The organism is Brevibacillus centrosporus (assembly GCF_046622605.1).
Classification (GTDB): Bacteria; Bacillota; Bacilli; order Brevibacillales; family Brevibacillaceae; genus Brevibacillus; species Brevibacillus centrosporus.
Genome location: NZ_CP176856.1, coordinates 1994027 through 2017537 on the forward strand (window position 1 = coordinate 1994027; position 23511 = coordinate 2017537).

Here is a 23511-nt window from a genome sequence, read left to right on the forward strand (position 1 = left end):
AAGGAGGAGCATGAATGGCATTACAGGATGGATTGCTCTCGTTTGCCATCAAGGAGACCATTTTCCTCTCATCCGATAGAGCTGGAATAGGCGAGTTGCAAGAGCTGGAACTGGTACCGGATGTAGAGGTATTGGAGAATGAATCCTACATCTCCATCACAGGCTGCTTGCAGTTGTTCGGGAAGTACGAGCCGATCAGGGATACCGCTGCAGCGAACGGCGGGGGAACGGAAACTCTGGTTGAGGCAATGACTTTCGCGCCATTTCGGCCAGAAGGTTCGGAGGGGCCGTATTACGGCTGGGAGGAGCAGATCAGTCATCGCGTACCGCTCAACATCACGATTCCACTAGAACGTATTGCGGAGATCGGCGATATCTACGCGATCGTGGACAGCTTTGACTACAGCATGGAATCCCCGCATCAACTGCTGATCGAAGCAGAGCTGAAGATCGTTGGAATCATGCTTTCGGATCAGACGGCAGAATCGCCTGCCCAACCAGAGTCTGCCCGTCAGGAAGAGGCATGGGAGTTCGCACATGTGGCATCCGAGCAACCAGACAACGTAGTGGAGCCCGCTTCACTCGAGGAAATCGAGCAAAAGCTGGTTGAGCTTGAGCAGCAGATGGAGAGGCAGGCAGAACCAATCGCTTACGAGGAAGAAGACTCGACTTCGTTATACAATGCACCGGCTGTCGAGGTTTCAACACATGACTACTATCAGCCTCAAAGCTATGGGGAAGTGACCGAATCGACAGAGGAGCAGCCTACCTATTATCCACAAGAGGCGTATACCGATACTTCGATAGCCTGGGGAGCAGATACACCCGCTATCGAATCAGCGGGATATGAGGAGTCTCCTGTTTATGAACCGCAAGTAACGAATGTGGATCAGGTAGATAATCAATGGGGCGATGCTCCCCTGCAGAGAGATGAGCCGGAAGAAGCGACCCTGGCTATTCACGACCATCATGATCCGGATTTTACACCGATAGCTACGGAAGAGACTTCGCAGGCAGAAGAGCAGGTGGAGGAAGCTGTTCCGGTAATGGCAGAGCCAGAAGCCAGTGAAGAAGTTGAACTGCGTGTAGCGATTTCAGGCAAGCCTTCGCGCGAAGAGACGGGAAATGTCAATATTACCTCCATCTTTTCGCAAGCCAGTCGTGCAAAACAGGAAGCATTGGCCCAGGAGGCAGCAGAATCCTCCAGCTCCTCACGCAGGGGAGGCTCGACAGCCAATGCCACTCCGTCCACTGTGGAAGCGATGCAAAACCTGACCTCCTTTATTCGCCATAAAGAGGAGCGCTCCAGTCGTTTGAAGATGTGCATTATTCAGCGAGATGAGACTTTGGAGCTGATCTCCCAACGCTATTCCCTGCCCGTTTCCAAAATTGTGGAAGTGAATCGACTCGCATCGGAGCAGCTTGTCGCCGGACAAATCCTGTACATTCCACAGTGAGGAGTGGGGGACCGTGGACAAGATCGATTTATCCGAGGTTTGTCAAAACTATCGAGCACGCGTAATCCGTGTCACGCCACTCGATGATTGCTATTTGCTGGAGACAAACCGGGGCCCCAAAGAACTGCATGTCTGGCCGCGTATCGACGTGATGCGCTGGTCGTTTGCCTGGCGCGAACGACTGGCGCGTCAAGGTTTTCGTGAGGTGGAGCGCTTTATCCGCACACGCGAGTCCAAACCGTATGTCCTCGTAGGCAAGCAGGGTGTCACGATGACCGATCACGTAAGGAAGCTGGAGGCGTTTCATCCTGAGCGGGATACGGCCTATCAAAGTGGCCGTGTCGTCGCCATGATGCATCTCTCCCAACAGGAAAGCAATTTGCTGGCGGGTGCAGATTATTTACGGCAGGAGCAGATGAAGGCAGAGACGGAATGGACGCGGGCCAAGTCCCTGTTCGAATCCTATCGTGCCAAATTCGCCAAGGAAAAAGGAGAAAAGCGCTGGGTAGTCAGCTTGATGCAGCCATTGCTGCAGCGAATGGAACGCTCGGTCACGATGCTCGGAGATGACCGGATCGCAGCGGATGTGCTCAGTGTTTCTCATAAAGATCTGATACCTGACAACTGGGGACTTGCCAACGGAAGGCTGCATTTGCGAGGCTTCTTCCGACCTACTCTCTCCGTCCAGCAGCGTGACGTAGCCGGATATTTACGCCACCTGTATTTGACACAGCTCGATCTGAGCCAAGTCGATGCTTTTCTGGATGGCTATGAGGAAGTGAAGCCTCTCACCCGTGAAGATTACACCTTGATGCTCGCATTCATGGCACGTCCAAGGGAGATTTGGCGGAGTGTGGAAGCCTACGTCAATCGCGTATCGAAAAACAAGGAAATGCCGATAACCGGAATCGAGCAGGCCATTAAGAGCCAGCAGTCCGTGGATGTTTTGCTGCGGCACATTGCTGACCGGGCCGAGCGACCAAGGAGTGAGAGCGCCAATGAGCCGCTTTGAAGACATCTTCCCACTGTTTCAGGAGTATGACATGTTTGCCCAGAACATCGATGTCCTGAAGGAGCCAAACGTCTTCAAGGCGATCACTCCGTATGGCTCGTACGTCTGCAAACGAACACAGGCTCCTGGACAGCGCCTTCTCTATGTGAGCGATGTATTGCGTCAGCTGAAACGACGGGGATGGGATGGGGCTGTCCCATTTTTGCACACCAAATATGACGATCCGTTCGTCCAATACCAGGATGCGACCTACTATCTAACCTCCTGGCAGCCGAGCAGTGAGCCAGGAGAGGATCAACCGCTTGCTTGGGCTACCCCTACCTTGGAGCGATTGGCAGAGCTTCACCATTTGACGCAAAATTACCGCTTCGATGATCCGCGGCAGGTGGAGCCGTTGATTGATTCCTTGCTCAATCGCTGGCACTATTGGCAAAAGCAAGTGGAAAAGGCGGCACAAATTGCAAGCGAGCGTCCCTATCAGTCTCCGTTTGATTTGGTCTTTCTAGCAAATCGAGCGTTCATCGCAGAGTTGGCCAAGTCAGCTGCGGATCTGTTACTTGACTGGAGGGAGCGACATGAGACGCACGCGCATTTTCGACTGTCATTGATCCATGGATCCCCGCATCCTGCCCACGTCATATTGGACCGCTTTGGAAAAGGCAAGCTGCTGAATTTCGATCGTGCGACATTTGATACGCCAATCAGGGATTTGACCTTGTTTTATCGGACGTACTTTCAAATGGCTGGAGATGAAACCGGCGCTTCGCAGCTTTTCCGCCATTACTCTGCCATCTTCCCGCTGCGGCCCGAAGAGATCGAGCTGTTGGCTGCGTTTCTTTCGTATCCGGAGCGCATCATGCGGGATGTCGATATCTACTACAATGGACGTCAAGAATGGAGCGAGTTGTATGCCGTCAAACGGCTGGAAAAAGATATGGACCGCTTGATGCGGCTGCATCGTTGGGTCCAGCAAGCGTTTTAGGGAGCAGCGTCTCACGTGTGGGGCGTTGTTTTTCTTTGCGCTAACACCAGTCCAGCGCTATTGCTACATAGGTCAACGCCAGGATTCCCAGGATGACGACGTCAAAGGAGGTTGGCAAAATGATCGTGCGGACGAATTGAAAGATTATCAGGGGAATCAACACTTGCTTTAATCCGTATTTGATACGCAGGTAGGTAGGATTGTACTTCCAGCGAAAATTCATCACAATCACCTCATTACTATCCTATGCGCCAATGGAAGGGACAGTGCTAGATAGGCAAAAAGATGAGAAGCAGGCCGATCGGGAAGCGAGGGCTGGCAGAAGGAGGTTTCAAAAGGGAATCAAAGGGGAACGTAAATGGGCAGGTACCAATAGGACGTAAACGAAGGTGATTGACATGATTTTGGAAGCCTTTCTGTACGGGCTGGAAATGCTCGTAGGGATTTGGATAATGACACGCATATATGGTCGTTACTCGGTGAGACGGTGGTATCATGTTTCGTTCTTACAGGGAATCGGATTGCTCACATGGGGGCTTGGCAATCTGCTGGCGCTTTCTTCGGTTGCCTGGGTGCAAAAGATTTGCATGCCTGCCTGTTTTTTTACGTATACGTTCTTTCTGTTGTCCCTGCATGCCCTTCAGCATGCGACTTTAGCGTATGAATCCTGGAAGACGGTTTGGGATAGCGTCACCTTGATCGTAACGTTTACAGCTATTGTCGTTGTCCATGAACTCGCTTACACCTCAAGCGGCCACTTGCCGGTTATGATGCATATCCTGGGAGGCGTCTTTCTGTTGATCCCCGCCATCACCACGTGTGCTCAGAAAGGACAAGCATCTGGACAAGCGATGAAGGAGCGAAAACAGCATCGGACATTGATCTTGGCTACGAGCGTGTTTATCGTCTATACGATGTTAATCCCGTTTGTTCCTTCTGTCGCCCGCATTGCCGCAGGTGTTGTCAGCATCGCCTTTCTCATACTGGCCCATTACCGTGCTCCTGGAATATCACGGGCTCGAATGGAGCAGCCTGAGTATCGCTACCTGTTTCAAAAGCTGAACTTTGTCAAGCGGGATGCATTTATGGTCCAAGTCTTGCTGGTCCTATCAGGAGCCTTGCTGCTTGGAGTTCCGGCGATTCCTGAAGACGGCCAGTTCGGGCTGTGGGTCGCCATCTTGTTTGGCAGCATTCGTGTGTATCTGACGATTCGCGACCACCAGCTGCTGGTCAACCAGACGTTGATGTCCGCCACCCGTTTGGAGCATCAGCTGATTGAACAGCTCGCATTGACCCAGCGATCGAACCAGCAGCTGACGCAGGTACTGGGGCTGAAGCAAAACTACGAGCATTTGCTGGTGGCAAGCAATCAACAGAGGTTGAAAAAGGTTACGTATGAAACGATGCAGCAGGTAATCGAAGAACTTGTTGAGACGTGGTATTCCAAGCTGGATAATCTCGTCTATTTACGGCTCTCGCTGGAGTCCTCCGATCGTCGCGTCTACTTTCAGGCGGAGAGAGGGAAGAGAAGGGAGTGGGCAGGGATTCATCAGTTCCAGGAGCAGATCGTGGTCCACGAAACGCTGGATTCAGGCTTGACTCCCCGCTTTGTCACCCTTGAAGCTTTTGTAAAAGAAGATGATTGTCTGAAAAAAGAGCTGGAGCAGTCCTTTTTTCAATTACTATTAGTGAATGTTCGCGACCTGGCTTTGCGCTGTCGGCACCAGCATCAGGAGCTTGAGCTGCGTTTCATGGAGTCTGAGATGGAGCTTGCCAAGCGAATCCAATCCATGCTTGTTCCAAAAGAGCAGCTGACGTTAAAAAGCCTGCGGGCACGGTCGGTATATGCTCCGTTTACTTATGTTGGTGGAGATTATATTGATTACATAGGCGTGGATGAGCGGTATACTTGCTTTATTGTCGCGGACGTTTCCGGACATGGCTTGCCAGCCAGTCTGCTTGCCGCAGGGATTCGTACTGCGGTTCGCGCCGTGCTGCAAAAAAGCATCTCGCCTGATGAAGTGCTAGAGCGGTTGAATCAGCTGCTCTTTGAGGATTTGTCAAAGACGAGAACGTATATTACGATGCTGGTGTGCTTGTATGATGCACAGGAGCATGCTCTGCTCCTCAGCCGCGCCGGACACCCGCAGCCGCTCTATTTGACCGCAACACAGAGAACTGTGCTACCCTTGGCAGGGGGAATAGGCCTAGGGCTTTCGCCTGATAGCACTTACAAGCTGGAAAAAGTACCATTAAAAGAAGCGGGCTTGCTGCTCATGTATACGGATGGGCTCGTAGAATCAGGGAGAAAAGAATTATACCGCTGCTTGCATACGTGGCAGCATGACCTGACCCAAATATTGGACAGGTATGGAAAAGAAAAAGAAGCTACGATGGATCATGTGGAGACATATATTTGGGAAAAGACGAGAGAAGGACAGCAGACAGATGATATGTCTGTGTTGATTATTCAATTCCAGTCTGCCGGGGAACAGCTCTTCGCGGACGCGGATGTATCTTGACCTCACTACTGGTCATGAAAGGAGGATAACCTGTGATTTTGTGTGAGGGATGTCCCGACAATCCCGGTTGCCACAATTGCCTTGATCAACTCGGTATGGGAGGATCGGCTCAAAAGGTGATACCGGCTCGGACGGTAAGAGTTACGAACCTGTCAACAGCGAAAGTTTGTAATGCGCAGTTGATTGCAGTCAGCCGAACGGCGATTGGCATAATCAGTCGGGATAAACCATTGCATGGACGTTTGGAGATAGAGCTGGCCGGAGATTTTCGGATTATTGGGAACGGGCTGCACGGTATTGAGGGCGTGCCGTACTACGTGATTGATATCGAAAAGGTGTTGCGCCGGGATGAGGTATTAGGGCGGCTGCTGCTCGAAGAATTTCACAATTGGCACATGAGTGGAGAGCTGGACCCGTCTGCGCTTTTGAACGATGTGAAAAAGCGGGATGGGGAAAGAGAACGCCTGATTAAGCAAGAGCTGCAAAAGCTGTCCATCTTGCGCCAAATCGGGACCATTTTTCTCTATCTGTTCGATGAAGGCAAGCTTCGACCGCTGGGGACAACGCGGGCAGAGAGGGAAATCGAGCAGGAAATGTTTCGATTGATCCAGAATGATGTGAGTACAGGCGTATCGATACGGGAGCAGCTCGTATCTGAGGATGGCAGGAAGCTCTACGAGATGTATGCCTCGCTACTGCCTGATCAAACTTGTGGAATCGCCTTGATCGACGTGACAGAGGCGATCACAGAAGAGCGTCGCCGGCAGAGGCGCGAGTGGGAAATTTACCGGGACATTCTCGGGGTGGTTACGCAAAACAAGCTGCTCTTGCTAAGTGATGAAGAGCTGTTTTTTCTGTTGCGAAACGGCCGAAAATCGTTTGCCATGGACTTACGCGCACCCGAGCATCTGGCAGATCTGCGCAGGGCCTGCAAGCGTTCACTGGAACCGCTTGGGTTGTCGGACAAGCGGATCTTGCAGTTCATGGTTGCCGTCAGTGAAGCAGCGTCGAATACGCTGAAGCATGGCGATGGCGGCATGATCACGGTCTACACATCTTTCGAGCAGCACATGTGCAGGGTGGTGATTCACGATCAAGGCCAGGGCATTTTGCTGGAGGAATTGCCGCGCGCTACATTGCAGCAGGGGTATTCCACGCGTGAATCACTCGGGGCTGGCTTTTCGGTGATGCTGCAGTATTGTGACAGGGTGTACCTCGGCAGCTCGTTTGCAGGGACCAAGCTCATTCTGGAATGCGTATCCCCCGTGGAAGAATGAGAGAGGGATAAACAAATGTTTGCTAGACAAAAAAAGGGGGTACAAGGATAGAGGGTGAACCTGAAGGGACCTATCATCAAGGAGAGGAGTTTGTGCATGGACTATCGAGCAACAGAAACAAATGGACAAGCCACGCTGTTTTTTGACGGTGAACTGGACATGGCGGTGGGGGACCGAGTAGGCGAATTGCTCCAGCAGTACGGGACGCGCAATGAATCCGTTACTGTAGATTTCCAGGGCGTCTCTTTTGTTGATTCTTCGGGAATAGGCAGTCTGTTTTTTACGACGAAAGAATTGCTGGCATTGGGCAAAAAGGTAGAGATTGTGAATGTGCGGGAGGAAATACTAGATATTTTGAGTGTGCTTGGCTTCACAGAGGCATTGGGTATTTCCGTGGCAAAGGCTGCTGAAACTGGGTTTGACGCGTAAGCGAGTGATTGTATATAATAGCAATGAACTGTCAATGATAATTCCATATGTAATCAACGTTGAATGGGAAGAGTAGGTCATGATGCCTTGGCAGAGAGGAGAATCACCAGCTGCGAGATTCTCTAAGGAATATGATGACTGAAGGTCGCCCAGGAGTTGTTCCGGTGAGACGCATGTTCGTTCAGCCGGAAACGGTTCGCAGCCGTTATCGTGTTTGAGGGAATACGCATGGTGTTTACCTATCGTGCGTGTTAACAAAGGTGGTACCGCGAAAATATCCTTTCGTCCTTTGGATGAAGGGTTTTTTTATTTTTTTTTACGTGTAGGAAAGTTGAAATTGACTTTCCGGAACGCATAAAAAGCTTCCTCTAACGAAGAACCACCTTCTTCGAGAGTGCTTCAATACATGCTTTTTTTAGGAGGAGTCACGTATGTCATCTCAACCGACACAAGACATCGATCAGCTGCTGCCCAAGAATTACGATCCAAAAGCAGCTGAAGCCAAGTGGTATCCATACTGGATAGACAAACAATTTTTCAAGGCCGAGCGCGACCCAAACAAAAAACCGTTTACGATCGTGATTCCCCCTCCGAACGTAACAGGTAAGCTGCATTTGGGGCATGCGCTGGATACGACACTGCAGGACATCATCATTCGTACCAAGCGGATGCAAGGGTACAGCGCCCTGTTCCTGCCAGGGATGGACCACGCGGGAATCGCGACACAAGCCCGTGTAGAAGCTACCCTGCGCGAGGAAGGCGTTTCCCGTCACGACCTCGGCCGTGAAAAGTTCGTAGAAAAGGTTTGGGAATGGAAGCATATTTACGCTACGCACATTCGTGAGCAGTGGGAAAAGCTTGGCTTGGGGCTGGATTACTCCCGCGAGCGCTTCACGATGGACGAGGGATTGTCCCGTGCCGTTCGCGAAGTTTTTGTTCGCCTGTATGAAAAAGGCCTGATTTACCGCGGCAACCGCATCATTAACTGGGACCCAGCGGCGCGCACTGCCATTTCCGATATTGAAGTAATCTACAAGGAGGTAAAAGGCGCTCTGCACCACATGCGCTACCCGCTCACAGATGGCACGGGCTATATCGAGGTTGCGACTACCCGTCCGGAAACGATGCTGGGGGATACAGCTGTTGCGGTTCATCCAGAGGACGAACGCTACAAGCACCTGGTCGGAAAAACCGTTATTTTGCCAATCGTAGGACGTGAAATTCCGATCGTGGCAGATGACTATGTAGACCCTGAGTTTGGTTCAGGTGCAGTCAAAATTACTCCAGCGCATGACCCGAATGACTTTGAATTGGGATTGCGCCACAACCTGCCGCAAATCGTGGTCATGGATGAATCGGGCACGATGAATGAGCAGGCGAGCATTTACAAAGGCATGGATCGTTTTGCCTGCCGCAAGCAGATTATCAAGGATCTGACCGAGCAAGGCGTAATGTTCAAAGTCGAAGAGCATATCCACCAGGTAGGGCACAGCGAACGCAGCGATGCTGTAGTAGAGCCGTATCTGTCCACGCAATGGTTCGTGAGCATGCAGCCACTCGCTGATGCGGCGCTGGCGAATGCAGCGAGCGAGGAGAGCGTCAAATTCGTTCCGGAGCGCTTTAAAAACAACTACCTGCGCTGGATCGAAAACATCCGCGACTGGTGCATCTCCCGTCAGCTCTGGTGGGGTCACCGCATTCCGGCTTGGTACTGCGGCGATTGCGGCGAGACGATCGTCTCCCGTGAAGACGTGACGGAGTGCCCGAGCTGCCACAGCCACAAGCTGGAGCAGGACAACGATGTTCTCGATACCTGGTTCTCTTCCGGCCTGTGGCCGTTCTCCACACTAGGCTGGCCAGAAGATAGCGAGGACATGAAGTATTTCTATCCGACAAACGTTCTGGTAACAGGCTACGACATCATCTTCTTCTGGGTTGCCCGCATGATTTTTAACGGCTTGGAGTTCACCGGACAAAATCCGTTTGAAACCGTACTGATCCACGGAATCATCCGTGACTCGGAAGGACGCAAAATGTCCAAGTCGCTTGGAAATGGTGTCGATCCGATGGAAGTGATTGAGAAATACGGGGCAGATGCGCTGCGCTACACCTTGGCAACAGGGAACTCTCCAGGCAACGACCAACGCTTCTACTGGGAAAAGGTGGAGGCGAACCGCAACTTCGCCAACAAGATCTGGAATGCTTCTCGTTTCGCTCTGATGAATCTGGAAGGCTTCCGCTATGAAGATATCGACCTTAGCGGCGAGCTCTCTACACCGGATAAATGGATTCTGTCTCGACTGCAAGCTACGATTGCCGATGCGACCCGCTTGACAGATGCATATGAGTTCGGTGAAGTTGGCCGTGTTCTCTACAACTTCATTTGGGACGATCTTTGCGACTGGTATATCGAAATGGCGAAGCTGCCGCTCTACGGTACCGATGAGGCTGCAAAGAAAACGACGCAATCCGTACTTGTAACGGTACTCGACCAGACGCTGCGCTTGCTGCATCCATTCATGCCGTTCATCACGGAAGAAATTTGGCAAGCACTTCCACACCAAGGGGAGAGCATTACTGTCGCTGCATGGCCAACGGTCAACGAGCAGTGGATCTTTGCTGATGCAGAAGCGGAAATGGGTCTTTTGATGGAAGTCATTCGCAGTGTCCGCAACATCCGTGCGGAAGTGAATGTGCCAATGTCCAAAAAAATCGAGCTGCTGATCAAGCCAAGCGACGCCCTCGCAAGTGAGCGTCTAAGGCGTGGGGAAGACTACCTCAGTCGTTTCTGCAATCCGGAGCGCCTGGAAATCAGTGAGCAGCTGACGACTCCAGAAAAAGCGATGTCCGCTGTGATTACGGGAGCAGAGCTGTTCTTGCCTTTGGCAGGCTTGATCGATTTGGATCAAGAGCTCAAGCGTTTGGAAAAAGAACTGGCAACACTGCACAATGAAGTGGACCGGATTGAAAAGAAATTGAACAACGCCGGCTTCATGGCAAAAGCACCGGAAAAAGTAGTAGCAGAAGAAAGAGCGAAAATGGCGGATTACATGGAAAAGCGGGATAAGGTCGTTGCTCGACTGGCTGAATTGAAGAGCGAATGATCCGCTGATCCAGCGCATATTTTTGAGAATGGAGCATGGTAGTATGCATGCAGAAGAACGATTTGTGGAATACAAGCAAGCCCTTGACTGGCTGCATGGACTTCTCCGCTTCGGCCAACGGCCGGGGCTGGAGAGGATGCAGTGGGTGCTTGGTGAGCTGGGCAATCCGGAGCGCAGAGTTCCTTTTATTCACGTTGCAGGTACGAATGGAAAGGGATCGACCTGCGCATTCCTGACCCAAATGCTCATGGAAGCAGGGTATAGCGTAGGAACGTTTACCTCTCCGTATTTAATCGATTTTCGCGAGCGAATTCGTTACAATGGCAGCATGATTGAGGAAGAGGATCTGCTGCAGCTGGCAAACGAAGTCCGTGTGCTGGTAGAGCGCTGCGAAAAAGAGACGGAATTCGGTTCTCCAACCGAGTTCGAAGTGATCACGCTCATCGCTATTCTCTATTTCGCGAGAGTAAAGCTTCCCGCAGTAGTTGTATGGGAAACAGGGCTTGGTGGTCGATTGGATTCCACAAATGTGGTGATTCCACTGGTTTCCGTCATCACGAACATCGGGCTGGATCATACAAGTGTGTTAGGCGACAATCTGGTCGATATCGCAGGGGAAAAAGCCGGTATCATCAAACCAGGTGTGCCTGTAGTCACGGGAGAGCGTCGAGCTGAAGTGCTCGCAGTTTTCCATGAAAAAGCCAAGCAGACGAGAAGCACGGTCTACGAGATCGGGAACCATTTTGCCGGTGAGCAAGTCGAGGAGAAGCTGGGTGAACAGCAGTTCCGTTACAGAAGCAGGCTCCGCCGCAACGAGGAAACCTATCGTTTGACCATGAATGGCATCCATCAGACGGACAACGCATCGATCGCTTTAATGACGATCGATATCCTACGGAACTACTTCTCATTCCTGCTGGAGGACGAAGAAATATTTCGCGGTTTGCAACAAACGCGTTGGCCTGGTCGTCTAGAAATCGTCTCCCCGAGACCTTTGGTGATCTTGGATGGGGCACACAACCAGGAAGGAATGGAGGCGCTCGCAGGCAGTCTGGAGAGGCTGTTGCCAGAGGGTGCCCGTTTGCATCTGCTGTTTTCCGGCTTGGCGGATAAGCCGCTTTCCCAAATGGCTGAGACGCTTTTGCCGCTACAGTCGCGGATAGAGTCCCTCTATGTAACGACTTTCGACTTCCCTCGTGCTGCAGAGAGCGAAATGCTGCACGATGCCTTCCACACAGGAGGATGGGAAGCGGAAAAACTGGAGGCAGTCCCTGACTGGCGAGCATTTCTCCTTTCTTGGATGCGTGAGAAGCAATCAGCGAAGGCGGATGACTGGTTAGTCGTCTGCGGATCGCTCTACTTCATCGCCCAAGTGCGCGCATTCTTTCCCACTACAGTAGAAGAGGCAGGTGAATAGGGTGGATCAGGCAGAGCACGTCCACTTTGTGGGTATAGGCGGATATGGTATGAGTGCTATTGCCCGCGTCTTGATTGACCTTGGATACAAGGTAACCGGTTCCGATGTCGCCATGAACGATTTGGCGAAGAAGCTGGAAGCAAGAGGGGCGGCCGTACATATAGGCCATTCTGCAAGCCATGTGGAGGGAGCAGACATCATTGTATACTCCACCAGTATTCCAAAAGATAACCCTGAGGTTGTTGCGGCAGAAGCAAAAGGTATTCCCGTCCTGCATCGTTCGCAAATGCTTGCCCAAATTTTGAACGAACGTACCGGTGTTGCGGTTGCAGGAGCTCATGGGAAAACGACGACGACTTCCATGATCTCCCATGTTTTAGAGGAGTGTGGAGTCGATCCGACCTTTATCATCGGCGGAGAGCTGATGAACGCTGGAACGAATGCAAAAGCAGGCAGCAGTGACTATGTTATTGCGGAAGCGGACGAGAGTGATGGTTCCTTCCTCGAGTATCGCCCTGTATATGAGATCGTTACCAGTATCGAACCCGATCACCTGGAGCATTTCGATGGTGACTTTAATAACCTGAAACAAGCGTACGTGAAATTTCTGAGTCACCTAAAACCAGGAGGAAAAGCGGTCCTGTGTATCGACGACCAGCATGTAAGGGAAGTGCTGCCGTCTGTGACCGAAACAGTTGTCACGTATGCCATTGAAAAGCCGTTCGTGGACACGGCAGATTATCGGGCAGTTTCCATCGAGTGTGGGGATCGGCGCAGCCGCTGCGAAGTGTATCATCGCGAGCAGCTGTTGGGAGAGCTGATCCTGACTGTTCCGGGCAAGCACAATATTGCGAACGCGCTGGCTGCAATCATCGTCTGCCTCGATATGGGCTTGTCGTTTGAACAAATTGCAAACGCCCTGACTTCGTTTCGGGGTGCGAAGCGTCGTTTCCAAATCATCGGAGAGGCGCGTGACATTCTCGTGGTAGACGATTATGCGCACCATCCGACGGAAATCATAGCGACACTGAAAGGTGCCAAGGCATCTGGGCGACGTGTGATCGCGGTATTTCAGCCGCAGCGCTATACGAGAACCTTTTTCCTGATGGATGAGTTCAGTCGTGCGTTCGCGGACGCAGATGAGGTCATCATCACGGATATTTACTCACCTGCAGGGGAAGCCAAGATCGAAGGTGTATCCTCTGAGGTACTAGTGCAAAAAATTCGGGTGAACAGTCATGAACGGGCGCAGTACATCCCGACGAAAGAACAGCTGCAGGAACAGCTGTTTCACGATCTGAAGCCTGGCGACCTGGTGCTGACCATGGGGGCGGGCGACATTTGGAAGTCAGCTTTCTGGCTTGCAGAAAAGCTTGGTAAATAAAGAAGACGCTCGTGCAGAAAAAGGTTTGGACCCATTCGGTTCAAGCCTTTTTCTTATTTCTTAAGACAAAATATATTTTAGTACCAGATACTAATAGTTGATGTTATAATGAGGTTATAAAAAGGAGAGGTGATGAATCATGACGCTTCGCTCCCAAGCTAGAATTACGGCAATCGGCACTTATGTTCCGGACCGCAGACTGACGAATGCTGATCTGGAAAAAATGGTGGATACATCCGATGAATGGATTTTGCAAAGAACCGGGATTCATGAACGCCGAATCGCCAGCGAAAAGCAATTCACCAGCCATCTTGCCATAGCTGCTGTAGAAAATATGATCAAGCAATACGACAAGTCAGTCGAAGATGTCGATATGATTCTCGTGGCGACCTCGACCCCTGACTATCCGTTTCCGAGCGTCGCCAGTCAATTACAGGCGCACTTTGGCATCGAGCAAACCGGAGCCATGGATCTGAGTGCCACCTGTGCGGGCTTTACGTACGCACTGCATACAGCAAACGCATTAGTCAGCTCCGGGATGCATCGAAAAGTGCTGGTTGTCGGTGCGGAGACGCTTTCGAAGGTGACGGACTATACGGACCGGACGACCTGCATCTTATTCGGAGACGGTGCTGGTGCGGTACTGGTGGAGTATGACGAAGCCAATCCAAGCTTTCGTTCTGTTTACTTGGGGACAAAAGGGGACGGGGGTATACACGTATATCGATCGGGGCTTGCCAAAACGATGGCTGATCGTGAGCTTACTGGCGAAGGGTGCATCGTCCAAAACGGCAGAGAAGTGTACAAATGGGTGGCGACAACCATTCCCCGTGGGATGAAGGAGGTCGTTCACCGAGCAGACGCGACGCTGGAGGAAGTAGATTGGTTCATCCCGCATAGTGCCAACCTGCGCATGATTGAATCCGTTTGTGAAAAGAGTGAATTTCCCATCGAGAAGACGCTTTATAGCCTGGAGTATTACGGCAATACCTCGGCAGCGACGATTCCCCTCGCTTTGGACAAAGGCATTCGGGAAGGATCGGTAAAAGAGGGAGACACCCTCTTGCTGTACGGATTTGGGGGTGGCCTCGTCCACGCCGGCATGCTCATAACCTGGAATCCTTCCAATCGCTCCTGAATACCTTGAAGTCGTCCGCGGGTCAATCAACCTCGCAGGGCGACTTTTTTTGTGCCAGTGAGCAAGCGGAAAATGGACATGCAGCTTCGCCAAACATGAATCTCTTCGTACGTTGCGGGGAGGATCTTATCGGAAATGAGGGAGACCGTGCACATACATTGGCTGCTACTTGTGGTGATTTGTTTCTACCTTTCCTGGACAGATATGCGACAAAGACGGATACCGAACATGGTACTTTTGGTAAGCGGCATTTTCACGGGTCTTTCCGGGGCCTTTCTTTGGGGATGGGAGCAGTGGATGGAGCATCTTTTCCTCACAGGAGGAATCCTGCTCGCACTTGGCCTGATTGCCTGGCATCGACCGGCACTCATCGGGATGGGGGACGTAAAACTGCTAGGACTTCTAGGATTTTCGCTAGGTATAAGAGGGTTTGTCTTCACCATGACATGGGCGTGTGCGATGGCGTTTCTGGTATCCCTGCTCTTGCTGCTGCTAAAACGAATCGACAGCCGTACCCCCATTCCTTTTGCTCCGTTTCTAACTGTTGGACTGCTCGTGTATGGGCTTGGCATCTCGTAGTCATAACCTGTCCTTGGACAACGTAAGCTAGTAGAAAGAGCCTGTTGCAGGGGGGCATGGTTGTGAGCGGAGATAAAAGAAGCAATGTCACTGTCAAAATGAACGGAAAGTTCTGGGATGAAAAAAGAGAGAGTGCCAAGCCGGCTGAAACGGTGAAAACGGTGAACACAGAAAAAGGAACGGGGAAACGCACGATCCCTTTTCCTGCTCAGCCGATCGTTGAAAAGGGAAACGAAGCCTGGGAACGCATGATGCAGCTGCGAAGCCGGGCAGAGCGGGAGCCTAGCAGAGAGACGGGAATCGTTTTGGAAGAATCCACAGAAGCTCGCTTTGAAGACGAACAAGAGGAGAGTGTGCTGAGCAAAAGGCCGGCGACACGTTTGTTTTCTTCATGGACGAAGAGACCCATTTTTCGGACGGTGCTGACAACGGGTGGCGGTATTGCGATCGGCCTCTTGTTCGGCTTCCTCGTCCTCACCGTCTTTTCGGAAAAGGAGCTGTCCCAGTCGTATCGGAATGTCCTGAGCGACACAGTCCAAACGCTGACAGCAAATCCGGCAGCAGGGTCTCCCGAGGGACAGCTGCCTATCGCGGGTCCCGTTTTGCCAGGAATGGATCGGCCAATGACAGATGCGCCTGCAGCACCAGCCTCCGGGGTACCGACTGATGTCAAAGTGCAGCTTCCGGATTTGAAGATGTTTGTCGCACAAGCAGGGGTATTTTCGCCAGATGCCTCGGCGCAAGCTGCCGTCGAGCCGCTCGATAAGCTGGGTGTGCCGCACCTGCTTTACAAGGACACGGCCAATCAGTACATGTTTGCGGCAGCCGCTCCGACAAGAGATGCCGTGCTCGGTTTTGCGACGAACCTGAAGAGCAAGGGTGTCGATGTGTATGTAAAGGAATTTTCCTTTCCGACCTATCAAGGGACAGTGGGTGTGGCCTCAGCCAATTCTTCCGCCGCTCCAGATTTGAACGTATTTTTTGCCAACGGAACAAAGCTTGCACAGACGCTTTCCGCTCACTCCGGGCAAGTGATTACCAACGCCCAGCCCGTTCTTTCCACGGAAGAGGCAGCCGCGATGAAGGAGCAGCATCGCCAATTCCTGGAGGAAAGCCGTCTCGTTTCGGCGCAGGCAGGCACTACGCCATACTTTAGTGAAATGGTGAATGGCATCAATCAGGCGATGGATGCACGCGATAAAATGGCGGAGGCAAATGCAGGCAAGAAGGCGCAAAGTGCTGAATCGTATGCCTGGCAGGTTCAGGCAGGCGTGTTGAAGTATTTGGAGAATTATGCGGCATGGGTCAAACAGGCGCAAAAAACCGAATAATCAGCCATGGAACAGACTTCCGCAAAGGTTTTCTTGCAGGAGGTCTTTTCTTTATTTACAGTAACTACCAGGAGTATTCGGGGATTGTTTCGTACCCTCCCATTTGCTACACTTATTGATGGCAAAAAGAGAATCCCTAGTAAACAGGGAGTGGGAAGGTTATGGGGAAAGATACACTAATACTATTGCTTCTTCTGGCTTGTGGACTATTGTGTGGCAGCATTATCGGGGAGATTTTGGAGCCCTGGATCCCTTTCCTCATGAAGAGCAAAGAATTAAGATGGTCACCCTCGGCGGATTTAGAAATTTTGAAGTACGACCTGAACTTTCAGGTAAAACTAAATCTAGCCAGTGTAGGAGGGTTAGCCCTCGCTTTTTGGATACATCGACGAATGAAGTAGGTTGAAAAACGATGAAAACACAAACATCTCTTATTCTTGCCTCATCCTCGCCACGTCGCAGAGAATTGCTGCACACCTTGGGGCTCACTTTTACCGTGCAGACGAGTGACGTGGACGAGACGACTGCGCCTGGCATGTCCCCAAAAGAAGTAGTGGAAGAATTGGCGGTTCGAAAGGCGCAGACGGTCGCTTCTACCTGCAAGGAAGGGGTAGTATTGGGGTCGGATACGATTGTCGTTCTCGACGATCAGATTTTAGGTAAGCCGGTGGATGAGGCTGATGCGTTTCACATGCTGTCCATGCTGCAAGGCCGCGAGCATACTGTATACAGCGGAGTGGCACTGCTTGATGCAGCTACAGGACGAGCAGAGGTTGCACACAGTCACACACAGGTGCGGATTCGTTCTCTCTCGGAATCCGAAATAAAAGCTTACATTGCGACGCGAGAGCCGATGGATAAAGCTGGCTCGTATGCGATCCAAGGAATCGGTGCGACGATCGTGGAAGGCATCACGGGTGATTATTTTACCGTGGTCGGACTTCCTCTCTGTCTCACAGCCAAGATGCTTTCCCGCTTTGGAATCACTGTTTTGTAAGCAATACATTGCCTGGTTTCAAGCGGCAACGGCATTCCATCACATGTTCGTCTCCGAGCCAGCCGTTTCCGAATTATCGAATGGCTGGAGGTCGGTTCAAATGCCAACAAATACCTGTAACAAAAACGTGCTCAAAAACGTCCCTTACTATGACCGTCCACGCGAAAGACTGCTTCGCGTGGGAGCGGACCATCTGTCTGATACAGAACTGCTGGCCATCTTATTGCGGACAGGCACAGAGAAAGAGACGGCATATGAGCTGGCACAGAATCTGTTGGCCAGGTTCGGCGACTTGAGGGAATTGGCCCAGGCCTCTCACGCTGAGTTAATCGAACAAAAGGGAATTGGTCAGGTCAAGGCGATCGAAATGCACGCCGCATTTGAGCTGGGAAGAAGGCTCACGGGTGTGCCGCGGCAGAGCCGTGCAGCTATTCGATTGCCCCGTGATGTGGCTGATTTGATGATACCTGAGTTGGCTCATTTGACACAGGAACACTTTGTTTGTCTCTTCCTCAATACCAAGAACCGGGTTATTGGCAAGCAGACGATTTTTGTAGGCAGTTTGGACGCTTCGATCGTGCACCCTAGAGAGGTTTTCAAGGAAGCCATACGTCGCAGCAGTGCATCGGTGATTTGCCTACATAACCATCCAAGCGGCGATCCTACACCCAGCCGGGAAGATATTGCGATTACGCAAACACTGCGAGATGCAGGCGAGCTGGTGGGAATTGCACTCTTGGATCATGTAATCATTGGGGATGGAAAGTATGTCAGCTTGAAAGAGCAGGGGTACTTCTAAAAGACAATTTGCTTGCAACTGTAAATATCGGAAGGAGTTTTTTTATGTTTGGTGGATTTACACGTGACTTGGGGATTGACCTCGGCACTGCCAATACACTGGTGTTTGTAAAAGGCAAAGGAATTGTGGTAAGGGAACCGTCCGTTGTGGCGATCCGCACCAACAACAATTCGATTGAAGCGGTAGGGAATGCGGCGAAAAGCATGATCGGACGTACTCCAGGCAATATCGTGGCTGTTCGCCCGATGAAGGACGGGGTCATTGCGGATTTTGATACGACCGCAACCATGATGCGCTACTTTATTAACCAGGCCCAAAAAAATCAAGGCCTGTTCAGCCGCCGTCCGAATGTCATGGTATGTGTGCCATCCGGTATTACTGCAGTAGAAAAACGTGCGGTGGAAGATGCGACGAAGCAAGCGGGAGCGAAGGAAGCGCACACGATTGAAGAACCATTCGCAGCGGCAATCGGTGCGGATCTTCCTGTTTGGGAGCCGACAGGGAGCATGGTTGTCGATATTGGTGGCGGTACGACTGAAGTCGCGATCATTTCCTTGGGTGGGATCGTTACCTCCCGTTCGATTCGCGTAGCAGGCGATGAGATGGACGAAGCGATTATTCAGTACATCAAACGCAGATACAATCTGATGATCGGGGAGCGCACAGCTGAGACGCTGAAGCTGGAAATCGGTTCTGCGATCGCACCGGAAGAGCCTGAAAATGTAGAAATCCGCGGTCGCGATCTGGTGACAGGTCTGCCGAAGACGTTGTCCGTCAGCAGCTCGGAAATTGCAGATGCTTTGGCAGAAACCGTATCTGCTATCGTGGAAGCAGTGAAGGTGACTCTGGAGAAAAGTCCGCCAGAGCTGGCTGCCGACATCATGGATAGAGGCATCGTACTGACTGGTGGCGGGGCATTGCTGCGAAATCTGGATCGCTTGCTGAGCAAAGAAACAGGCATGCCTGTACATGTGGCAGAAAATGCACTGGACTGCGTTGCGATCGGAACAGGACGTGCATTGGAGAACATTCACCTGTTCAAGTCAAAGCACGGCATCACCTCTTCCCGACAAAAACGGGGTAAATAAACGGAGGTTAGGGCATGTCGTTTTTCGGGAACAAGCGGCTGATTATTGTACTCGTCGGCTTGGTTCTGCTCATCTCTGTCGTGGGTTTTACTTCCCGTGAACGAGTGAAGCTGACCTGGCCCGAGATGTTTTTTAAAGATACCTTCAGCGTGGTGCAGGGCTTTTTTTATCGCCCTGCCCAGGCTGTTTCTGGCTTTTTTCAGGAAGTAGACGATGCTTACAATGTCTACGAGGAAAACAAGGCACTGAAGGCTGGACTCGATCAATACGCCCGTATGTCTGCCGAATTGCTTGATTTGCAAGCGGAGAATACGCGTTTGAGAGAAGCGCTTCAGGCAAAAGAATCACTCAAATCCTACCAGCTCCGTTTTGCAGAGGTCGTTGCCCGTAACCCGGATACCTGGAACAACGTCATAACAATCGATAAGGGACTGAAGCAGGGGATCCGAAAAGACATGGCGGTAATTACGTCCAAGGGCTTGATCGGGCGAGTACAGAGTGTAGCCAACTTTTCATCTTCGGTTGAACTCTTGACCAGTTATGAACGACGCGACCATATTTCGGCTGTTGTCCAAACGACACAGGTCGTGAACGGTCAAACGACGGTGCACCCTGTGAGCGGGGTCGTTGAGGAATACGATCCACAGGAGCGTTTGCTCATCATGCGGAAGATTCCTTGGGGACAGAAAATTGAAGCAAAGCAGCAAGTCATCACTTCGGGTCTAGGCGGAGTAGTTCCGCGTAACCTGCCCATCGGTTACATTGTTCGGGTAGAACCTGACGATTACGGTCTGACCCAAACGGCCTACATTCAGCCGAGTGCCGACTTCTCACAATTAAATGAAGTCATGATCGTGGAAAGAAACTTTTCCATCTCCCCGACCGGAGAGCTGATCCCTCAGCAAAATGCTGGCCAGACAACGAATGTACCGAATCAAGGGACCTCGACATCGCAGGTTGGGGGTGGGCAGTAATGCAACGCTTTATTTTGACGCTAACAGTACTGGTCTTGTTCCTTCTAGAAGGAACTGTCGTTCAAGTGATTGCAACAGCTACATGGGGTCTGTCGTGGATGACAGTACCCCGCTTTGCGCTAGTATGCTGCATTCTCATCTCCATGTTCATGGGCAGGCGGGAAGGTCTCTACTACGGACTCGCGTTCGGGTTTTTGCAGGATGTGCTTTTCGGTCAGGTCATCGGCATTTACACGATGTCCATGATGGTAGCGAGCTATTTTGCAGGCTTGATCGTTTTGCTGTTCCAGCGTGGATTTGGCATGGTATTCGTAACAAGCGCCCTGATCCTGTTTGGTCATGAGTGGCTGCTCTACAGCTTGTTCCGACTGTTTTCGGCTGCGCCCTATGACGTCCGATGGATGCTGAACCGCCAAATTCTGCCCAGTGTCATACTCAACCTCGTTGTGACACTGCTGATTTATGTCCCGATCATGAGAATGTGCAACAAGATTCAGGCGAAGAAGCGAGATTTGCACGCAGAATAACCATGGTTACGGCGTATCTGTAAGGAGGGGAGAACTCGTGGAGGAAACGAAAGAACCGAAATCGCATATACCGATTCGGCTGAACATTTTGTTCCTGATCGTGTTCCTGTTTTTTGCCGCTATCATTTTGCGTCTCGCTTTCGTGCAACTGGTAGAAGGAGAGCAGTACCGACATGAGCTGGAGAAATTCAGCATTCGCGAGCTGCCAATTTCAGCTCCGCGGGGCAGGATTCTCGACAAGAATGGAGCGGTGCTCGTCTCCAACAAGCCGGTTTATACGGTGCAGTATGTGGAAGAGCAAGGACAGGATATTGATGAAGAAAAAGTAGCAGATCGCCTAGCCAAAATCCTGATTCCCGATGGTGGGAAATTGGGGACGGACAAAGAGCTGCTGAAAAAGACCATTGAGCTGCGGTCTACATTGCCGGTAGCTTTTGATGAGAAGAAAACGAATGAGCTGAAGGCGCTGATCACGCCGAAGCTCCAGCTGGTTCCAAAGCAGGAGCAGGTCGATTCGATGTCCGATTACAACCTGGTGAAGACAGCTCTGTACGTGGGGCTGCGTGTACGCTCTCCTTTTGATGATAAAGAGAGAGAGAACGTCATCAACAAATTAAAAACGAGTATGAAGAACGGCAATGCTACTGCTCTAGATGGACTGTCCGACCTGGAGCTGCTAAAGACGGCCTTCAATGCAAACGTCCAGTTCTCCCTTACACTGGATAAAGAAGACCGCGATGATTTGATTAAGGAAGTAAAGGCACAAATCAGACAGCTGCCGACACCTGCTCAGCTCTCGGACAAGTCTGACATGGATTTGCTCCGTTACGCCTCCTTGTTCGAATTGGACGTTCCTCTGCCTTTGACGGATCAACAGCGCCAGTTCCAGTGGCATAAGCTGTCCCTGCTCCAGGAAATGCGCTCTCCTCAAATGGCGAGCTACATCCCGCGTCGTGTGAAGGTAAACATCACACAGCAGGAAATGTTCCAGATCGAAGAGAGGCGGACAGAGCTGCCGGGGATCAGCGTAGAGCTGGAGCCGGTAAGACAAATCATGCCCGATCCCGACGGTACAGCTTTTGGCACGCACTTCCTCGGGTACATCAATGCCATTCGCCCGGAGAGCCTGAAGGAATACGAGGCGCAAGGGTATAATGCAATCGACCGTGTAGGGGTAACCGGACTTGAAGCCTACTACGAGCGATACCTGCGTGGAAAAGACGGGATCATGGATGTCCACGTCAACAAAAACTCGGAGACGGTAGAGAAGACCATGCGTCAGGCACCTGAGCCGGGTAATGATCTCGTGCTTGCCTTGGATTGGCGCTTCCAGAGCAAGGTAGAGGCTATTTTAAAGGAAGAAGTCGAAGCCTACAAAAAGAAGCCGACCACGCCAAAGGAATTTAAGGATGCTCACGTAATGGCCATGAACCCGAATACGGGGGAAATTCTGGCTATGGCGAGCTACCCTGACTACAATCTGAATCTGTACTACGACCGGAAAGAATTTAACAAGGTATACTCCTCGTTGATTCTCCCGAACGAATCCAACCGTTTCATTTACACGCCTTACCCGCCGGCTTCCACGTATAAGCCGTTGTCTGTCATGATTGCCCTGCAGGAAGGGTTGACAACTCCGAATGAAACCATTTATGACCGCGGAGGCTTGGAGGTAGGGACTTCGTACAAGCGGAACTGGAAAGCGGGGGGACACGGTCCGGTCAATGCGAGACGTGCGCTGCAAGTATCCAATAACACGTACATGTACGAAATGGCGATTCGTCTGGCGAAAAAAGGCACACAAGGCTGGGAGAAACAGTTTTCCGTACTCGATTTCTACAATGCGCAGTTTGGTCTCGGGGTAAAAACTGGTATTGACTTGCCGGGAGAAAAGACAGGCTGGGAAAACCCCAACTTGTACTACGGTAACTTGGCGGATGCGATGATCGGGCAGTACGATCTGTTTACCCCCATTCAGATCGCGCAGTATATATCGACGATTGCCAACGGTGGCTACCGGATTCGTCCGCATCTCGTCAAGGAAATCCGCAGAGGGACAACAGATCCGAAAAAACCGGGACAGACGCTGACTTTGATTGAGCCGCAAGTCTTGAATCGGGTAAACATCGATCCGAAGTACATTCAGGTCGTAAAAGAAGGGATGCACTTGGTTACGCAGCCAGGTGGTACCGTTTCCCGTGCCTTTACCGGCTTGCCGTACAATGTCGCTGCCAAGTCTGGTACCGCTCAGACTGGGCGTCGGGCAGAGAACGCGCTGGTCGTAGGGTTTGCTCCTTACGAAAATCCGCAAATCGTGTTTGTCGTCGTGGCACCTAACAGTTTGAAGGACGGAACCTCCAGCTCGGATGCGACAGGTCCCATTTCTCGTCGCTTGCTGGAGGCGTATGACGAATTAAACCCGGGTGTTCTGCACCCAGCATCGCCCACTTCTTCATCCACAACCAAGCCCTAAAGGTTCAAACGGCGTGATGTG

20 protein-coding genes and 1 other annotated feature are annotated in these 23511 nt (G+C 51.5%); of the genes, 19 read left to right on the plus strand and 1 reads right to left on the minus strand.

All coding sequences use genetic code 11. The features are described from left to right. Nucleotides 1-14: 14 nt before the first annotated feature. The 3 genes from ACLIN2_RS10235 to ACLIN2_RS10245 are packed head-to-tail and all read left to right on the plus strand — an operon-like array spanning nt 15 to nt 3451. A complete protein-coding gene (locus tag ACLIN2_RS10235; RefSeq protein WP_411503976.1) occupies nt 15-1457 on the plus strand; it encodes a LysM peptidoglycan-binding domain-containing protein in 1443 nt (480 codons plus the stop codon). A gap of 13 nt (nt 1458-1470) precedes the next feature. Further along, entirely contained in the window at nt 1471-2469 is a 999-nt protein-coding gene (locus ACLIN2_RS10240) for a phosphotransferase (protein WP_411503977.1), read from the plus strand. After that, complete coding sequence (locus tag ACLIN2_RS10245; protein ID WP_400582627.1) at nt 2456-3451, plus strand: phosphotransferase; 996 nt, start codon at nt 2456-2458, stop codon at nt 3449-3451. Before ACLIN2_RS10240 ends, ACLIN2_RS10245 begins: the two co-directional genes overlap by 14 nt. Before the next feature lie 40 nt (nt 3452-3491). Here the strand turns inward: ACLIN2_RS10245 and ACLIN2_RS10250 are convergent, their stop codons facing one another. Further along, complete coding sequence (locus ACLIN2_RS10250) at nt 3492-3674, minus strand: hypothetical protein (RefSeq protein ID WP_174769294.1); 183 nt, start codon at nt 3672-3674, stop codon at nt 3492-3494. Between the two features lie 175 nt (nt 3675-3849). Here ACLIN2_RS10250 and ACLIN2_RS10255 point away from each other — a divergent pair, with 175 nt between their 5' ends. The 16 genes from ACLIN2_RS10255 to ACLIN2_RS10330 all read left to right on the plus strand — a co-directional run bounded on the left by ACLIN2_RS10255 (nt 3850) and on the right by ACLIN2_RS10330 (nt 23490). Beyond that, nucleotides 3850-5973 (plus strand): PP2C family protein-serine/threonine phosphatase, encoded by a 2124-nt coding sequence (locus tag ACLIN2_RS10255; protein ID WP_400582937.1) that lies wholly within the window; start codon nt 3850-3852, stop codon nt 5971-5973. A 32-nt stretch (nt 5974-6005) separates the two neighbouring features. Next, nucleotides 6006-7250: an ATP-binding protein gene (locus ACLIN2_RS10260; protein ID WP_122959659.1), complete on the plus strand. Its 1245-nt coding sequence runs from the start codon at nt 6006-6008 to the stop codon at nt 7248-7250. Between the two features lie 96 nt (nt 7251-7346). Continuing rightward, nucleotides 7347-7679, plus strand: coding sequence for an STAS domain-containing protein (locus ACLIN2_RS10265; RefSeq protein WP_122924787.1), 333 nt, complete (start codon nt 7347-7349; stop codon nt 7677-7679). 50 nt (nt 7680-7729) lie between these two features. Continuing rightward, nucleotides 7730-7972 (plus strand) — a binding site (T-box leader). Nucleotides 7973-8110: 138 nt separating this feature from the next. Further along, nucleotides 8111-10783: a valine--tRNA ligase gene (locus ACLIN2_RS10270; protein ID WP_411503978.1), complete on the plus strand. Its 2673-nt coding sequence runs from the start codon at nt 8111-8113 to the stop codon at nt 10781-10783. 43 nt (nt 10784-10826) lie between these two features. Further along, on the plus strand, nt 10827-12200 hold the full coding sequence (locus ACLIN2_RS10275) for a bifunctional folylpolyglutamate synthase/dihydrofolate synthase (RefSeq protein ID WP_092269613.1): 1374 nt from the start codon (nt 10827-10829) through the stop codon (nt 12198-12200). 1 nt (nt 12201) lies between these two features. Next, complete coding sequence (murC, locus tag ACLIN2_RS10280; RefSeq protein WP_411503979.1) at nt 12202-13584, plus strand: UDP-N-acetylmuramate--L-alanine ligase; 1383 nt, start codon at nt 12202-12204, stop codon at nt 13582-13584. A 139-nt stretch (nt 13585-13723) separates the two neighbouring features. Then, on the plus strand, nt 13724-14722 hold the full coding sequence (locus tag ACLIN2_RS10285; protein WP_174769295.1) for a ketoacyl-ACP synthase III: 999 nt from the start codon (nt 13724-13726) through the stop codon (nt 14720-14722). A 135-nt stretch (nt 14723-14857) separates the two neighbouring features. After that, nucleotides 14858-15301, plus strand: coding sequence for a prepilin peptidase (locus ACLIN2_RS10290; RefSeq protein ID WP_411503980.1), 444 nt, complete (start codon nt 14858-14860; stop codon nt 15299-15301). A 56-nt stretch (nt 15302-15357) separates the two neighbouring features. Continuing rightward, a complete protein-coding gene (locus ACLIN2_RS10295) occupies nt 15358-16632 on the plus strand; it encodes a hypothetical protein (RefSeq protein WP_411503981.1) in 1275 nt (424 codons plus the stop codon). A gap of 260 nt (nt 16633-16892) precedes the next feature. After that, entirely contained in the window at nt 16893-17033 is a 141-nt protein-coding gene (locus tag ACLIN2_RS10300; RefSeq protein ID WP_246011114.1) for a DUF4321 domain-containing protein, read from the plus strand. An 11-nt stretch (nt 17034-17044) separates the two neighbouring features. Further along, on the plus strand, nt 17045-17629 hold the full coding sequence (locus tag ACLIN2_RS10305; protein WP_092269591.1) for a Maf family protein: 585 nt from the start codon (nt 17045-17047) through the stop codon (nt 17627-17629). A gap of 100 nt (nt 17630-17729) precedes the next feature. Further along, nucleotides 17730-18428: a RadC family protein gene (gene radC, locus ACLIN2_RS10310; RefSeq protein ID WP_092269587.1), complete on the plus strand. Its 699-nt coding sequence runs from the start codon at nt 17730-17732 to the stop codon at nt 18426-18428. A gap of 44 nt (nt 18429-18472) precedes the next feature. Continuing rightward, the gene (locus ACLIN2_RS10315) at nt 18473-19516 is read left to right on the plus strand and encodes a rod shape-determining protein (protein ID WP_092269584.1); all 1044 of its coding nucleotides are present in this window, start codon (nt 18473-18475) and stop codon (nt 19514-19516) included. A gap of 14 nt (nt 19517-19530) precedes the next feature. Continuing rightward, nucleotides 19531-20490 (plus strand): rod shape-determining protein MreC, encoded by a 960-nt coding sequence (mreC, locus tag ACLIN2_RS10320; RefSeq protein ID WP_400582646.1) that lies wholly within the window; start codon nt 19531-19533, stop codon nt 20488-20490. After that, nucleotides 20490-21017: a rod shape-determining protein MreD gene (gene mreD / locus ACLIN2_RS10325; RefSeq protein ID WP_411503982.1), complete on the plus strand. Its 528-nt coding sequence runs from the start codon at nt 20490-20492 to the stop codon at nt 21015-21017. Before mreC ends, mreD begins: the two co-directional genes overlap by 1 nt. Nucleotides 21018-21054: 37 nt before the next feature. Continuing rightward, complete coding sequence (locus ACLIN2_RS10330) at nt 21055-23490, plus strand: peptidoglycan D,D-transpeptidase FtsI family protein (protein ID WP_400582648.1); 2436 nt, start codon at nt 21055-21057, stop codon at nt 23488-23490. Nucleotides 23491-23511: the final 21 nt, after the last annotated feature.

What these genes read in the sequence shown, in the direction of transcription:
- ACLIN2_RS10235 (WP_411503976.1), top strand. Translation starts at nt 15, where the DNA reads ATGGCATTACAGGATGGATTGCTCTCGTTTGCCATCAAGGAGACCATT.
- ACLIN2_RS10245 (WP_400582627.1), top strand. Translation starts at nt 2,456, where the DNA reads ATGAGCCGCTTTGAAGACATCTTCCCACTGTTTCAGGAGTATGACATG.
- ACLIN2_RS10250 (WP_174769294.1), bottom strand. Translation starts at nt 3,674, where the DNA reads ATGAATTTTCGCTGGAAGTACAATCCTACCTACCTGCGTATCAAATAC.
- ACLIN2_RS10255 (WP_400582937.1), top strand. Translation starts at nt 3,850, where the DNA reads ATGATTTTGGAAGCCTTTCTGTACGGGCTGGAAATGCTCGTAGGGATT.
- ACLIN2_RS10265 (WP_122924787.1), top strand. Translation starts at nt 7,347, where the DNA reads ATGGACTATCGAGCAACAGAAACAAATGGACAAGCCACGCTGTTTTTT.
- ACLIN2_RS10270 (WP_411503978.1), top strand. Translation starts at nt 8,111, where the DNA reads ATGTCATCTCAACCGACACAAGACATCGATCAGCTGCTGCCCAAGAAT.
- ACLIN2_RS10275 (WP_092269613.1), top strand. Translation starts at nt 10,827, where the DNA reads ATGCATGCAGAAGAACGATTTGTGGAATACAAGCAAGCCCTTGACTGG.
- ACLIN2_RS10285 (WP_174769295.1), top strand. Translation starts at nt 13,724, where the DNA reads ATGACGCTTCGCTCCCAAGCTAGAATTACGGCAATCGGCACTTATGTT.
- ACLIN2_RS10290 (WP_411503980.1), top strand. Translation starts at nt 14,858, where the DNA reads ATGAGGGAGACCGTGCACATACATTGGCTGCTACTTGTGGTGATTTGT.
- ACLIN2_RS10295 (WP_411503981.1), top strand. Translation starts at nt 15,358, where the DNA reads ATGGTTGTGAGCGGAGATAAAAGAAGCAATGTCACTGTCAAAATGAAC.
- ACLIN2_RS10300 (WP_246011114.1), top strand. Translation starts at nt 16,893, where the DNA reads ATGAAGAGCAAAGAATTAAGATGGTCACCCTCGGCGGATTTAGAAATT.
- ACLIN2_RS10305 (WP_092269591.1), top strand. Translation starts at nt 17,045, where the DNA reads ATGAAAACACAAACATCTCTTATTCTTGCCTCATCCTCGCCACGTCGC.
- radC (WP_092269587.1), top strand. Translation starts at nt 17,730, where the DNA reads ATGCCAACAAATACCTGTAACAAAAACGTGCTCAAAAACGTCCCTTAC.
- ACLIN2_RS10315 (WP_092269584.1), top strand. Translation starts at nt 18,473, where the DNA reads ATGTTTGGTGGATTTACACGTGACTTGGGGATTGACCTCGGCACTGCC.
- mreC (WP_400582646.1), top strand. Translation starts at nt 19,531, where the DNA reads ATGTCGTTTTTCGGGAACAAGCGGCTGATTATTGTACTCGTCGGCTTG.
- mreD (WP_411503982.1), top strand. Translation starts at nt 20,490, where the DNA reads ATGCAACGCTTTATTTTGACGCTAACAGTACTGGTCTTGTTCCTTCTA.